Here is a 15263-nt window from a genome sequence, read left to right on the forward strand (position 1 = left end):
AGCGTGGATAGAAAGTGAAGAAAGCTGGATAGCGCGCGCTCAAAGTCGTGGGTAGAAAGCCGAGAAAAATGGATAGCCCGCCCAAAATCGTGGATAGAAAGGAGAGAAAGGTGGATAGCTGGCTCAAAATCGTGGATAGAAAGTGAAGAAAGCTGGATAGCGCGCTCAAAGTCGTGGATAGGAAGCCGAGAAAGGTGGATAGGCTGCTCAAAATCGTGGATAGAAAGGAGAGAAAGCTGGATAGCTGGCTCAAAATCGTGGATAGAAAGTGAAGAAAGGTGGATAGAGTTCGCTCAAAGTCGTGGGTAGAAAGCCGAGAAAAATGGATAGCCCGCCCAAAATCGTGGATAGAAAGGCGAGAAAGGTGGATAGCCCGCCCAAAATCGTGGATAGAAAGGAGAGAAAGGTGGATAGGAAGATGAGAAAGATGGATAGTAGCGTCGTCAAAGTGGGAAATGGAGCAGAAAAGTAGTATCGGGTTCTAGACCAAGGCGATTTCTTCCGTTCTTTTCATCTAAATAAATTGTCTAAAAATTTATTTTGTACAATTAGCATTTCAAGTTTTTTGGAACCTCTTTTTATTCCGGTAATTATTAATATAATAAATACGGGAGGGAAGAGAAAATGATTTTATTAGCACGACAGCAATCACAAATGCATAGAATTCTAGAAGCCTTGATACGAAGGTTGCCTAATACACATGTAGAATACATGAATTATTATGATAGATTAATGCGTATACAGGCTGGCTTTGCTGGAGAAAAGCGAGTAGATGGAGAATGGCTTGAAATTAATTTACCCACTCAACATTACTTCCTCCATGACCTACAAATACTTAATCACTTCGGGAATACACATCAAATAGACACTATCTTAATCTGCCCCCATTTTATATTAATACTAGAAATAAAAAATATAACAGGCTTTCTTGAATACGATGAGTCTTTTACTCAATTTACAAGAACAACTGCTCAAGGTGATGTTGAGGGTATGATTGATCCTTTTCATCAAGTTAGACGACATGCTGAGTGGATAAAGAGGATGTTACAGCAGTATAAAGTTGAGATTCCAGTTCTTTATGCAGTCGTTTTGGCAACGAAAAATGCTATTTTATCAGAAAGTTTAAAAGGACAACCAATTTTTCATGTTTCAGGATTACGTTATCATGTAAGGAAATGGCTTAAACAGCATAAAGAGGTGACACTAGATGCAGACAAGCTCTTTCTTTTTGCTAATAAATTAATGTCCAGACATATGCCAATTAAAAGAGAAATAACCATTCCTGTTCAGGATATTGTAAAAGGCGTGCTTTGTGTACGTTGTTCAAATGGACAGCGAATGAGCTATCACTCTAAAAAATGGACTTGTCAACGCTGCGGATTAGTTGATCAGGAGGCTATTTTCAGAACGCTTGAAGATTACAAATTGTTAGTGGGCGATTCGCTAACAAATAAAAGTTTTTGTGAGTTTTTCGCAATAGATTCACCAGATTTTGCGTATAGGCTATTGCAAAAATTGCCTGTGAAAGCAGAAGGAATAAAAAAACATAGGAAATATTGGATTAAAGATGGATAGCTCAATCAAAGGCGTGGATAAAAAGACGAGAAAGATGGATAGCCCGTTCAAAGTTGAGGGGAAGTTGAGAAAGATGGATAGAGCGCTCAAATCGTGGATAGAAAGGCGAGAAAGATGGATAGAGCGCTCAAAATCGTGGATAGAAAGGCGAGAAAGATGGATAGAGCGCTCAAAATTGTGGATAGAAAGACGAGAAAGATGGATAGCCCGTTCAAAGTTGAGGGGAAGTTGAGAAAGATGGATAGAGCGCTCAAATCGTGGATAGAAAGGCGAGTAAGATGGATAGAGCGCTCAAAATCGTGGATAGAAAGGCGAGAAAGATGGATAGGTCGCTCTAAATCGTGGATAGAAAGGCGAGAAAGATGGATAGCGATCAAAGCCGTGGATAGAAAGAGAAGATTGCCGGAAAGACCGTTCAAAATGCAGGATAGCAGTCCCGAAATGCCGGGTTTCTCTCCAATACCCTACTAGACAAATAGAATTTTAAAGTATATAGTTAGCTAGGCTAACTAATTTAAAAGGAGTGGTAACTTTGACGATCGAACAAGATTTTTTTAATCAGTACCGCTTAATGTACAGACCGTTTATCAATCAAGTGAATGTGCAGTTAGAGCAATATCAGTTGTATAGCTCTCAATGGGCTCTCCTTCGGTTATTGATGGATAAAGGCCCACATACATTTGTTGACATTGCGAATTTTATGTATATTGAAAAGCCGAGTGTAACAAGGCTTGTGCAAAAGCTTGTGGAGCTTGGTTATGTGGAAACGGTAGCAGGCAGGGATAAGCGCGAGAAGCTTGTACAATTAACGGCATATGGTCAAGGGATTGTGCAAGAAATTCAGGCGCAGTTAAAACCATTTTTTGAACAGGCACTCGCAGGCGTATCAAAGCAGGATATAGAAATTGCGACACAAGTTTTAGCGAATATTTGTGCAAACATCAATCGGTAGGAGAGAGAAAAGTGGAAGCATCTAGACAAAAACTTTGGACGAAGGACTTTTTAATCGTCTCACTTATTAACTTTACCATTACATTAATTTTTTATTTATTGATGGTAACAATTGCAGGCTATGCGGTTGAGCATTTTGGGGCTTCAACTAGTACGGCAGGGCTTGTATCGAGTATTTTTATTATTGGTACTTTATTTGGTCGACTCGGGACAGGACGTATCATTGGAGATTGGGGTAGCAAAAAAACATTATTTTGTGGATTATTATTGTTTATGCTATCAACGATGTCTTATTTTATCGCAACGAATTTGCCGCTTTTAATGCTCAATCGTTTAGTACAAGGGATTGCACTTGGGATGGCTAGTACGGCGACAGGAACAATTATTGCACAAATTTTACCGCCTGATCGACGAGGGGAAGGTATTGGTTATTATAGCTTAAGTGCTATTTTAGCAACGGCTATAGGACCTTTTATAGGTATTCTTTTAACACAGTTGTTTGAAGATTATCGGATGATTTTTGCTGTTGATTCCGTATTAGCTATTGTTTGCTTTTTAATGTATTTTATCGTAACCGTTCCAGATGCACCGAAGAAGGCTAAAGAAATGGCAGAGAAAACAGGCTTTAAGCTAAGCAATTTTATCGAAATGCGCGCTGTGCCAATTGCTTTTGTGGCGCTCGTAATTGGCTTTGCCTACTCAGGAGTTATGTCATTTATGACGTTTTACGCGAAAGAGCTTGATTTGGTTTCAGCGGGAAGTTATTTCTTTATTATTTATGCCATTGTTATTTTAGCAACTCGTCCATTTACAGGGAAATTACTAGACACTAAAGGTGCGAACATTGTTATCTATCCATGTCTCGTCATTTTTGCGATCGGTATGTATGCCTTTAGTTCGGCGACTAGCAGTGTTGTCTTCTTAATAGCTGCTGCTTGCATAGGGATTGGCTATGGCAATTTCAATTCAGTAGCGCAAGCAATAGCTATTAAAGTTACACCAAATGAGCGTTTAGGACTTGCGACATCGACATATTTTATCTTATATGATTTAGGTTTAGGTGTTGGTCCTTATTTCTTAGGGTTCTTCGTTCCGACGTCGGGCTACAGTGCCATTTTCTTTGCGATGGTATTCATTATTTTAGTGTCAATTGTCCTTTATTATTTCTTATATGGAAAACATGAAAAATTAACTTCTTCCAGTAGAAATCTCCCACCTCTATAGTTGGCGAGATGAATGCAATTTTAAGTCACTTTTCAGCGGGTGTCCAAACATCCACTGAACAGAGGAACTCAGTCTAAGAACGCCACGTCCTGTGGCAACGACTGAGTGACCAACATCACGTTGGCCCAAAGCCTCCGGCGGATGTCACGGAATCGGAATGGAGTTCTACATAGGATGTTAGCCTAAAATCATCGCATCCATGCGATAACGGCTAACTGACCTGCATCATGCAGGCCTAAGCACAAAGCCGATTCCGGACGCAATTATGCCGAGGCATAATTGATAACAAGCAAAAATTTCATAGTATAGTAACTTTATATTGAAGAAAAAACATCATTTTCAACTAGATAATGATGTTTTTTTCTTTAAATGAAAATACTTCTTGCATTTGAAGATGATAATCATTATCATTCTCGATATAAACTATTTCGGAAGTAGGTACTTAGCATGAAAAAAACATCATTATTGTCAGTATTAGTTGCAGGGGGCATTCTTATGACTGGCTGTGGCAATACAGATGAAGCTAAAAAAGAAGATAAGCCTGCAGCAGAGCAAGCAGAAAAAACGACAAAAGTTGATCTATCCGCTGAAACAGCAGCCTATCAAAAATTTGCCTTAGAGCAAATGGATCAATTCTTAATAGAAACAGAAAAATTTGTGAACGCATTTAAATCTGGTGACATTGAAAAAGCAAAAGCAGCATATGCACCAGCACGTATGTATTTTGAGCGTTCAGAGCCAATCGCTGAGAGCTTCGGTGACCTTGACCCACGTATTGACGGTCGTTTAGCTGATATCCAAGAAGAAGGCAAGGGCGAAGAAGAATGGACGGGCTATCATAAGCTTGAGCATGCGCTTTGGGTAGAAAATAAAACTGCAGGCTACGAGGCAATTGCAGATCAATTACTAGCAGACGCAAAAGAATTACATGCTTTAGTTCAAACTGTAGAGGTAACACCGGATTTAATGATTACAGGTGCGGTTGATTTATTAAACGAAGTATCAACATCTAAAATCACTGGTGAAGAAGAAATCTATTCTCACACAGACCTTTATGACTTTAAAGCGAACATCGAAGGCGCAGAAAAAATCTTTGAAATCCTACGTCCAAAATTAGAAGCGAAAGACAAAGACTTAGTAGCAACATTAGATGAAAAATTCAAAGCAGTGGATGATTTATTGGCACAACATGCAACAGCTGATGGCGGGTATGTTTCTTATGAAGAATTAACTGAAGAAAACACAAAAGCACTTGCAGCAGCAGTAAATCAACTTGGAGAACCATTAAGTCAAATGGGTATTATTTTGGAGTGATAATAAATGACAGTGTCAAATGATGAAAAATGGATCAATAAAAAAATATCTAGACGTGAAATGTTAAAGCTAACAGGCATGGGAGTAGCTGGTGCAGCTATCGGTGCTTCTGGCTTAGGTGGTGTTATGAAAGTAATGGGCTATGATGTATTTGAGCCTGTTGCGGATAGCACGACAGCACTTAATAAAGTTGATTTCTATGGAAAACATCAATCTGGCATTATTACACCAGTTCAGACAAATATTTATTTTGCTTCTTTGGATGTTTTATTTACATCTAAGAAAGAACTACAAGAGTTGTTCAAACAATGGACACCTCTTGTTGTACGTTTAATGAATGGTGAATTAATGGTAGATTTAACGAAAAATGCTAGTATCCCAACAGGAGATACGGGTGAGGCGGCAGGATTGGATGCATCAAACTTATCGATCACAATAGGTGTAGGACCATCTTTGTTTGATAAGCTTGGTATCCAGCATTTGAAACCTGCTGAATTGAAGGATTTACCGCATTTCCCGAAAGATCAATTGCAAAAAGAATTTACTGGTGGCGATCTTTGTATTCAAGCTTGTGCGGATGATCCACAGGTAGCATTCCACGCAGTGCGTAATTTAGTTCGAGCAGCTTCAGGCAAGGTAGAAATTAAATGGTCACAGGCAGGGTTCAATTCATTCCCAGCTGGTGGAGGAACACCGAGAAATCTATTTGCATTCAAGGATGGCACTGGAAATCCATCGAGTACCGATGAAAAAGATTTAAATAAAGTTGTATGGGTCGATAAAGGATGGCTAAAAGGCGGATCTTATTTAGTCGCACGTAAAGTTCAAATGCATCTTGAAACATGGGATCGTACATCTTTGAAGGAGCAGGAGGCAACATTTGGTCGTTATCGCGATAGTGGTGCACCTTTCGGAAAAAAGAAAGAGTTTGATGATTTCAATGTAGAGGCGAAGGATAGCAACGGTGAGTATATTATGCCAGATACTTCACATGTGCATTTGGCACGTAAATCTGGTGCGCGTATTTTACGTCGCTCATATTCTTATGCGTCAGGTGTTATGACTAATACAGGTTCGCATGATGCAGGACTCATGTTTATTTCTTATCAAAAAGACCCAGCCCAATTTACAACGATTCAAAATAGCTTAGGACGTATGGATAAAATGAATGAGTACATTACCCATCGAGGCAGTGCAGTGTTTGCTTGCTTCCCTGGTGTATCAAAGGGGAGTTATTTAGGTGAAGCACTTTTTAACGCGCTGTAGTTTAGTACTTTGCTTGTTATTGGCACTTGCTGTACCGGTGCAGGCAGCGCAATCATATAGTCACTTGTACATTTCTATAAGTGATGCGTTAATGAATACGAAGCAAGACAAGGAAGCTGAGGCACAACATGCCCTTGATCAATTTGCTACAGACTGGGCATCGGTCACTTCTGATCAGAAGGAAGCAAAAGAAAAAGTCGATAAAATTCTTGCACAAGCAGTTAAAGCTACTTCAAAGGATGAACGTTTAAAGGCACTGTCTGACTTGTCAAATGCCTTACGTGCTTTAGAAAAGCTTGAGAATCCTGTAGATGAAGCGGCGCAGCGAGCAGAATTTGGCACGAAATTTAAACCTATCATGAAAGCATTTGAAGATGCCTTAGCAAGTGGTGATTTAACTACAATCGACGCAGCGTATAAGGATTTTAATGCAAAGTGGAAGAAAATTGAACGCCCTGTACGTGAGCAAAGCATTGCTATGTACGGCCAAATTGAAACACAAATGGCTTTTATTCGGATCTCACTTGCTTCTGAAAAGCCAGATGTAGCTTTAATGCAATCGCAATATGCAGATTTAAAACAAACAATCGAGGATTTTGTAGCAGGTAATGATACGGCGAAAGTTGTTGAAGGTGAGTATTCTTTAGCAACATTAGTCGCTTATATTGATGAGGCGAATGATTTTATCGATGCAGGTGACTACAAGGCTGCATCTGATAAAATTCGAGAGTTCATTAAAATATGGCCGAGTGTAGAGATAGATATTTCAACACGTAACGGCAGTCTTTATACAAAGATTGAAAGTGATATGCCGATCCTCGTTAGTGACTTATTAAAGTCTAACGTCGATGTCAAAGCAATTAAAAGTAAGCTTGATACTTTCCGCACTGAAATTGAACTGATTCAAGGTGATTCAGATTATACTCTGTGGGATGCAGCTTTAATCTTACTGCGAGAAGGCTTAGAGGCACTACTCATTATTATGGCATTAGTATCGTTCTTAGAGAAATCTGGACAAAAAACAATGCGCAAATGGATATATGTTGGTGCATTTGTAGGAATCTTACTATCCGCAGTAGCAGCTGTTTTAATGTCGACGCTTTTCCAATCTGCGACAATTGATACAAGTCGAGAGCTGATGGAAGGTTATATTGGATTACTAGCTGCTGCAATGATGATTGGAGTTGGTATTTGGCTCCATAGTAAATCGAGTGTGACAAGCTGGAATCGCTATATTTCTAAACAAATGGGCAATGCAATCTCGAGTGGCTCAGTGTTTGCGATGGCAGCAATTAGTTTCCTATCCGTATTCCGTGAAGGGGCAGAAACACTTGTCTTCTATGCTGGAATTGCACCTAAAATGGAGACAACTCAATTTGTGCTAGGTATTGTAGTAGCACTATTAATATTAGCTATTTTTGCAGTCGTGTTATTTAAAGCAAGTGGAAAAATTCCAGTTCATAAATTTTTCGCAGTGGCAACGGTGTTAATCTATGTATTGGCATTTAAAATTATTGGTGTCAGTCTGCACACATTGCAGCTAAGAGATTCAGTTTCAACAACAATTGTAGATGGTTTGCCAGTTGTCAGCTTCATTGGTTTCTATCCAACGGTAGAAACAATGATTGGACAAGGGATTTTACTTTTACTTGTTGTCGCTACGATCATTTATAAGAAGAAACAGAAATAAATAGGAGGGCAGATGAATATACTTTCATCTGCCTTTCTGCATGTCGAAATAAATTTATATTAAAGTGTATCAATAAACAAAGGTTGATTTTCACTCCGAGTTGGCGCATTCCGCGGGCTTAGCTTCAATCTCCTCGTCACTCCGTGAAAATCAACTATTCCTCATCACTGTATAAAACCACAAGCTAAAACAAAATTATTATCATTATAGAAAAATCGGTTCTAGGTTTGATTATTATTTTATACAAGGAACTCCTCGATATAATGGGGAACGGGTCAGTACGCGCTCCTCACAAAATATAGAAGAAAATATATTTAATAGCCTTTAATAAGATGGTTTTCGACACTCCTAGCAAAACGAGGGAGGATTTTCGTTCCAAGGTCTCATTTGTGAGGCTAATCCCCAATGATGTTTAAGAAAGTATAAAGTAGTAGTAAGAAAGAAATAGTCTCTTAGCCATTAATTGGTTAAGAGACTATTTTTTGACGTAAATGTAATTCGCCCGTTCTTTTATAGTTAGGTAAATTGGGTGAGTGTCAAATTTTGTTTATATGTTAAAATTATGTTATTAATTGTTAAATTCCCTATAAATCTGTGTTTTTCTATTATTACAATTCATTTACATAATATAAATACTATAAAAATAGTGAATTAATAATAATATGTTTACATATATATGTAATGGGGAAATATGCTTCGAATAGTTCGACCATTTACGACATGTCGTATGCGATGTAAGTCGTCTGTACGATATGGGCCCAAATCGAAAGTATCTTTTGCATTAAAAAACGATCATTCTTAAAATCGAAAGGAGAATTGACTTGATGTCAAAGAAGAATTGGAAGAAATCGATAAATGCCTTTTTAGCAACAACTCTAGTCGCAAGTATTGCCGCACCAGTAGCACCGATTACTGTAAATGCTGAGGCACTTGCAAAGGATTTAATCATTTCGGAGTATATTGAAGGAAGTTCCTTCAATAAAGCAATTGAAATATATAATGGTACAGGCGAAGCGGTTGATTTAAGTTATTACACTCTAGAGCTTCATACGAACGGAGAAACTACCGCGAAAAACAAAGTGAATCTGACTGGTATTCTAGAAAGCGGAGCTACCTATGTTGTATATCATAAAGACGCAGCGCCGAACATTAAAGCAAAAGGAAATCTAGAAAACGGGGCTGTTATTAATTTCAATGGAAATGATCCAATTGTATTAAGGAAATCTGGTGAAATAGTCGATTCCATTGGACAAGTTGGTTCTTCAGCGGATTTTGCAAAAGATGTAACTTTAGTAAGAAAGAGTTCAGTCTTGTCGGGTGATACAAATATTAATGATTCTTTTAATTCAGCATCAGAATGGAATTCATTCCCTATAGATGATTTCACCAATTTAGGCCAACACGTAATGGATACGAATTCAGGTGAGCCTGTTGACCCCGAAGCACCGGCAATTCTCTCAATTGGAGATGCTCGGAATAAAGCTGTAGGTGAAACGGTAACTATCAAAGGTAGAGTAGCAGCAGGCTTAAAAAATACGTTCTCAGTTCAAGATGATACAGGTGGTATTGCTGTAAGACCTACTAGTTTAGCTATGTCTATCGGCGATGAAGTTACTTTAAAAGGAAAGTTAGCTGACTATCGTGGGCTACTACAATTAGACGGTGCTACAATCGTTGAAAAAGTTGAAAATGTCGGTGTTCCTTCTCCGAAGGTAGTAACAGGTGCTCAAGTAAATGAAGATAGCGAATCACAGCTCGTAACAGTGAATAATGTTACGCTTACAGATGTTCAACAAGGGGCTGGATGGGCAAACTTTACTGCAAATGACGGAACGAATTTCCTTGTACGAGATGAAACAAATTCGCTGGGATTAACTGTTGGTACAAACTATGAATCTATCACTGGTATTGTTCAACAGTTCGATAAAGACTATCAAGTCATTCCTCGATCAAAAGAAGATATCGTAGAGGATAGTTCAGCTCTAAAACCTGCTATCGCATCTCCTGGAAGTGGGACGTTTGTTGGGAAAACAACAGTGACTTTAACAACATCGACGGCAGATGCAGAAATTTATTACACATTAGATGGTACGAAGCCAACTGATAAAAGTCTTAAATATGAGTCACCAATTGAGATTAGCAAAAATACTACTTTAAAAACAATAGTTAAAGCTAAAGATGGCACTTATAGTGACATAACTACATTTGATTATAGCATTGCAGATAAATTACAAATTCATGATATTCAAGGTGCAGGGCATGCTTCAACATTCGATGGTAAGACAGTTGAAGGAATTGAAGGAATCGTAACGTATTCATTTACGTTAAATAATAATTGGTATTATACGATTCAAACGCCAGATGAATTGGCTGATAATGATCCGAATACTTCTGAAGGAATTTTTCTGTACAGTGGAAAAAAACCATGGCCAATAAAAGTAGGGGATTTAGTATCCGTTAAAGGTAAAGTAAGCGAATATGCATACGATGGCTATGATGATAGGCAGCAAACAGATTTAAAAACAACGCAAATTAATGTGCGTGACGATCAAGATGGAAAAGTAGAAGTCATTAAAAGTAGTGTAGCTTTACCAAAAGCAATTGGAATCGATAAGTTAAAAATGTCATTTAGTAAAATCGACAGTGATCAGCTCGAAATTTTTAATCCAACAATCGACGCTATTGATTTTTGGGAAAGTCTCGAAGGCATGAGAGTAGAAGTTGGCAACGTGACAGCTGTAGCACCACAGGATCATGGAGATTTAGTAACGGTACTTGAGGATGAACCAACGAATACAATTCATGGTGGAGTATTGTATGAGAAAGAAAATGCGAATCCTAACAGAATTCAATTCCGATTAGAACCGAATGGAGCTGCACGTGATTTTGAGGTTGCTACAGGTGATAAATTTAAAGGGCCAATTACGGGGATCGTAGGCTATTCCTATCAAAATTTTAAAATCTATGCTTCTTTAGATGAGATGAAGGCAGCTTATGAAAAAGGAGATACATCACCAGAGACAACAAAAATAGTAAAGGCAGAAGATAAGTTAACAATTGCCTCGTATAATCTGGAGAACTTCTCTAATAACAAAACGTCAACTACTGATGATAAAGCGAAAAAACTAGCAAGAGCAATTGGTATTGATATGGGAAGTCCTGATATTGTTGGTGTAACAGAGGTACAGGATAATAACGGGCCATCTGCAGGAGATTCAAAAGCGGATCAAAGTTATAAAAGATTAATAGACGCTATTAAAGGTGTAGGTGGTGTCGAGTATCAATATGTTAATATCGATCCAATTAACAATCAAGACGGTGGAGCACCAGATGCGAATATTCGAGTTGGCTTCCTTTATAACCCAGAGCGAGTTAAGCTGAAGGAAGGTATCCCAGCAGGAGATGCTACAACAGCAGTTGGTTATCAAGATGGGAAATTAACACTGAATCCGGGGAGAATTGATCCAAACAATGAAGCGTTTAAAAGTAGCCGCAAACCTTTAGCTGCACAATTTGAATTCCAAGGTGAAGATGTAATTGTTATCGCCAATCATTGGAATTCAAAAACTGGAGATACTCCTTTATTTGGTGCGATTCAGCCGCCATTGTATGGAAGTGAAGTGCAACGTAAAAAAATTGCCAACATTGTTTATAGTTTTGTTGGGGACATTAAATCAAAAAATCCAGATGCAAACATTGTTTCTTTAGGTGATTTTAATGATTATCAATTTGCAGATTCTCTTAAAATTCATGAAGGGCAACTGATGACAAATATGATTAATAAAGTGGATGCTTCTGACCGTTACACGTATGTATATCAGGGGAATTCACAAGTATTAGATCATATTTTAGTGTCAAATAATCTGTCAGAAAAAACAGATGTCGATATTCTTCATATTAATGCAGATTTTACGGACATGGCTGGCCGTGCAAGTGACCATGACCCAGTAATGGTTCAAATCGATGTTAATAAAGAGTCAAATGTTGAACCGATTAAACCAGAAATAGTATATGACTATAAGAATTACAAAAAGAACAAATTAACAATCAATAAACCTAGTATAGCACTTCATTTAGATGCTCAATCGGAAATTCCAAAAGGTGTATTCCTTAAAGGTGCCTATGCGGAGCTACATGGAGAAGGCTTTAAGACGACTGATGTTATCCTTAGTCCAGTTAAAGCAGGGATGATTGTTGACCTTAAAGGCAATAGCGTGAAAACACTCACAATTGAAGGTAAAAATGTCAGTGAAATAAGAGGCGCTGAAAATCTAGATATAAAATCGATAATCTATCAAAAGGGTGCAGCTCCTGAGCAAATTAAATTTACAAATTCGAAAGGGGATCCCATTGTGGATCCTTCTTTACCACCTGAAAACAATCAACCAATCATTAAAAATCCGATTTCAAACAAAACTGTAGCTGTTGGAGAGGAAATTAAAATAGATTTAACAGATCATTTTTCCGATCCTGATGGTGATGAACTTTCATTTACGGCTACAAAAGGCACTATCAATGGAAAGTTATTAACACTCAATTTAGATGAGGGTAGTCATATTGTTGGCGTTACAGCATCTGATGGAAAGAAAAGTGTCACTACAAGTTTCAGCGTTACAGTCATTGCTAATGATTATTATGCAGGTGCCTATAACAAAGAAGGTCAAGCACTAAAAAAGGCTCTTCATGATATCATTTCTGAACAAAAGGTGCTTTCTTATGATGATGTTTGGAATGCATTAAAGTATACGGATGAAGATCCTAATAATCCGAGTAATGTCATTTTATTTTACTCTGGGAAATCTAGTCCAAAAACAAACAGTGGTGGCAATGTAGGAAACTGGAACCGAGAGCATACGTGGGCAAAATCACATGGTAACTTTGGGACAAGCAAAGGACCAGGAACAGATATCCATCACTTACGCCCAACCGATGTACAAGTTAATAGTTCAAGAGGAAATTTAGACTTTGACAATGGTGGCAGTCCAGTAGCTGGTTGTAATGGTTGCTTGAAAGATTCAGATTCATTCGAACCCCCTAATCGCGTAAAAGGTGATGTAGCACGTATATTATTATATATGGCAACTCGTTATGAACCTGGAGATAAAGTTGATCTTGAATTAAATGACAAAGTTAATAATGGAACAGCTCCTTATCACGGTAAACTTTCTGTGCTTTTACAATGGCACAAGCAAGATCCTGTAGATGAATATGAAAAACAAAGAAATGAAAGAATTTATGAAATCCAAGGCAATCGAAATCCGTTTATAGATCATCCTGAATGGGTGGAGAATATTTGGTAAGTTAATTAATAAATCTATAAAAGAGTACTCAAAACGCCACTTCAAGGTTTCATTTGAAGTGGCGTTTGAGTTTAAGGTCCATTGAAGTGTGGCTAGCAATATATTTTGCAATGAATCGTGAGCATACCGATGCGGCTCGCTTTGTCCGCGGAAAGCGAAGCGGATTTTTAACATTTAAAAATATGATAGAATCCTTATGAAGGAACTTTCAGACAACAGCTTGTAGATCACTTATTTTTTTCAATTCAGCTTCATGCTGAATCGAGCGGGCAGATAGTAATTCAATAATGCGGTGCTGACTTTCTTGAATAACTGCTAGTCGGTTTACTTTTTCATTCGTTTCTAAAACAGCTTGTTTGATTTGTTGCTGCTCAATTTCTACTATTTCAAGACGGTTTTCGATTGAATTAAGTCTGTTTTCCACTGAATCAAGACGGTTTTCCACTGAATCAAGACGGTTTTCGATTGAATCAAGACGGTTTTCGATTGAATCAAGACGTTGATTGATTTGCTTTAGTTCGTTTAAAACTTCCTCCATCAATTTCACCTCTCTTCTATTAAATATATCTATTTTATTAATCTATCTCTCTTGATAATAATTCCTCTCATTATAGCATGGAGAACCTAGTTTACAAGTATCACCATTACAATCGTCGACAAATTATGACAATCTTAAAAGAGATAAAAATATATTAGTAGAATGTTTAGTGATTAAAAAGTGGGATTAACTATGTATGGTGGAGTGTCTGTCCATTTAAAAATAGCTCACATCTATTCGAGAATTAATTTTAAGCTACAAAAATAACTAATGTACATTTGTTTAAACTGTATTCTGAATGGACGCCCCCAGGAAAGCGACCATTCGGAACGGAAATCAAACCCACATTATGATGATGGCCAATATATAAATAGAAGGGTAGATGAATAAATTCTTTCATCTACCCTTTTTCTAGTTAGTCAACCCAATAAGAAGGACGTTTCAGGTGGGAAGGTAATTTTGTTTGATGATTGCCTTGTGCTGAATTAATTTGCATTTGGGTTAAAAACATACTTGTTGAAAGGTCTGCGCCGCGTAAATTTACATCACGTAAATCCACACCTATAAAATCAACACCTCTTAAGTCTGCATTTTCTAGATTGGCAGCAATTAAATAAGATCCTCTAAGATCAGTTGCCCTTAAATCCTTGCCTTTTAAATTCTTCCCCATCCAATCAACCCCACGATTGTTATACTTTCGAGCGTTTTTTCCATTAATCTTTCCGATAAGGCTTTGGCGAATTTGCTCACTTGTTTCTAACAGTAAAACATTCACTGGCAGTCTGAAATTAGGAATATCTATTGCTAGTAATGCATCTGCTTCAAGCTCTGTTGCACGCTGTAGCTGTTCTAATTGTATATGTAGTTTGTTAAATAGGGATGAATCAACCTGATACGATAATGCCTCTGCTACGTAGGCGATCATTTCATAAAGTTGTTCCATAATCGGAAAGACACGAAACATTTTCTCAGAAATTTCAGGGTGTTGTCGCCAGTCTTGTCCATGGAAGGTTGTTTGTGAAACCTTTTGTCCTGCTCCTAAACAATCAAAAACTGTACATCCTTTAAACCCTTGATTTCTAAGTTTACTATGAATTTGACAGCTAAAATCTGATTGTAGATTAGGGCAAGGTGTCCCAGCTGCTTTATTAATGGCAAAGTCGCTAGAAGCAGCAATATTTAAAGCCGTGCAGCATAGACCAAAACAGCTTTGGCAATCCGCCTGTAAACTTTCACGTATCTTTTTTCCTATTGTATAATCCATTTTTTGTACTTCAGACATTATTGTTTTCCTCTCTTAACGCATAAACTTCTTACATGTAATTCTATCACTTATTATGCGTAAAAGGATATTTTTGTATGGATGAATTTATCGTTTACCTCCAGATAATCAGGAAATTAATTG

10 protein-coding genes are annotated in these 15263 nt (G+C 37.7%); 7 read left to right on the top strand and 3 right to left on the bottom strand.

What is annotated here, in order from left to right; all coding sequences use genetic code 11:
• The first annotated feature begins 624 nt into the window (after positions 1–624).
• Positions 625–1575: an NERD domain-containing protein gene (locus AC1DCY_RS05565; protein WP_477348212.1), complete on the top strand. Its 951-nt coding sequence runs from the start codon at positions 625–627 to the stop codon at positions 1573–1575.
• 86 nt (positions 1576–1661) lie between these two features.
• Here AC1DCY_RS05565 and AC1DCY_RS05570 read toward each other — a convergent pair whose 3' ends face one another.
• Entirely contained in the window at positions 1662–1994 is a 333-nt protein-coding gene (locus AC1DCY_RS05570; RefSeq protein ID WP_477348214.1) for a hypothetical protein, read from the bottom strand.
• 104 nt (positions 1995–2098) lie between these two features.
• Here AC1DCY_RS05570 and AC1DCY_RS05575 point away from each other — a divergent pair, with 104 nt between their 5' ends.
• The 6 genes from AC1DCY_RS05575 to AC1DCY_RS05600 all read left to right on the top strand — a co-directional run bounded on the left by AC1DCY_RS05575 (position 2099) and on the right by AC1DCY_RS05600 (position 13320).
• The gene (locus tag AC1DCY_RS05575; protein WP_477348216.1) at positions 2099–2527 is read left to right on the top strand and encodes a MarR family winged helix-turn-helix transcriptional regulator; all 429 of its coding nucleotides are present in this window, start codon (positions 2099–2101) and stop codon (positions 2525–2527) included.
• An 11-nt stretch (positions 2528–2538) separates the two neighbouring features.
• Positions 2539–3750 carry an MFS transporter gene (locus tag AC1DCY_RS05580; RefSeq protein WP_477348218.1) on the top strand — a complete coding sequence of 404 codons (1212 nt, stop codon included), beginning with the start codon at positions 2539–2541 and terminating at the stop codon, positions 3748–3750.
• A 447-nt stretch (positions 3751–4197) separates the two neighbouring features.
• The gene (gene efeO / locus AC1DCY_RS05585) at positions 4198–5064 is read left to right on the top strand and encodes an iron uptake system protein EfeO (RefSeq protein WP_477348220.1); all 867 of its coding nucleotides are present in this window, start codon (positions 4198–4200) and stop codon (positions 5062–5064) included.
• 6 nt (positions 5065–5070) lie between these two features.
• Positions 5071–6330 carry an iron uptake transporter deferrochelatase/peroxidase subunit gene (gene efeB / locus AC1DCY_RS05590; RefSeq protein ID WP_477348222.1) on the top strand — a complete coding sequence of 420 codons (1260 nt, stop codon included), beginning with the start codon at positions 5071–5073 and terminating at the stop codon, positions 6328–6330.
• Positions 6305–8020 carry an FTR1 family iron permease gene (locus tag AC1DCY_RS05595; protein ID WP_477348224.1) on the top strand — a complete coding sequence of 572 codons (1716 nt, stop codon included), beginning with the start codon at positions 6305–6307 and terminating at the stop codon, positions 8018–8020. Before efeB ends, AC1DCY_RS05595 begins: the two co-directional genes overlap by 26 nt.
• Positions 8021–8844: 824 nt before the next feature.
• Positions 8845–13320 (top strand): endonuclease, encoded by a 4476-nt coding sequence (locus AC1DCY_RS05600; RefSeq protein WP_477348226.1) that lies wholly within the window; start codon positions 8845–8847, stop codon positions 13318–13320.
• Between the two features lie 208 nt (positions 13321–13528).
• Here the strand turns inward: AC1DCY_RS05600 and AC1DCY_RS05605 are convergent, their stop codons facing one another.
• Both AC1DCY_RS05605 and AC1DCY_RS05610 read right to left on the bottom strand, forming a co-directional pair.
• Entirely contained in the window at positions 13529–13858 is a 330-nt protein-coding gene (locus AC1DCY_RS05605; protein WP_477348228.1) for a hypothetical protein, read from the bottom strand.
• A 415-nt stretch (positions 13859–14273) separates the two neighbouring features.
• Positions 14274–15140, bottom strand: coding sequence for a pentapeptide repeat-containing protein (locus AC1DCY_RS05610; RefSeq protein ID WP_477348230.1), 867 nt, complete (start codon positions 15138–15140; stop codon positions 14274–14276).
• Positions 15141–15263 lie beyond the last annotated feature (123 nt).

It is taken from the genome of Lysinibacillus sp. 10T31, assembly GCF_056394365.1.

Bases quoted from the DNA above. Each gene is read 5' to 3' on its own strand.
- AC1DCY_RS05565 (WP_477348212.1), top strand. From the start codon at position 625: ATGATTTTATTAGCACGACAGCAATCACAAATGCATAGAATTCTAGAA.
- AC1DCY_RS05610 (WP_477348230.1), bottom strand. From the start codon at position 15,140: ATGTCTGAAGTACAAAAAATGGATTATACAATAGGAAAAAAGATACGT.
- efeB (WP_477348222.1), top strand. From the start codon at position 5,071: ATGACAGTGTCAAATGATGAAAAATGGATCAATAAAAAAATATCTAGA.
- efeO (WP_477348220.1), top strand. From the start codon at position 4,198: ATGAAAAAAACATCATTATTGTCAGTATTAGTTGCAGGGGGCATTCTT.
- AC1DCY_RS05605 (WP_477348228.1), bottom strand. From the start codon at position 13,858: ATGGAGGAAGTTTTAAACGAACTAAAGCAAATCAATCAACGTCTTGAT.
- AC1DCY_RS05600 (WP_477348226.1), top strand. From the start codon at position 8,845: ATGTCAAAGAAGAATTGGAAGAAATCGATAAATGCCTTTTTAGCAACA.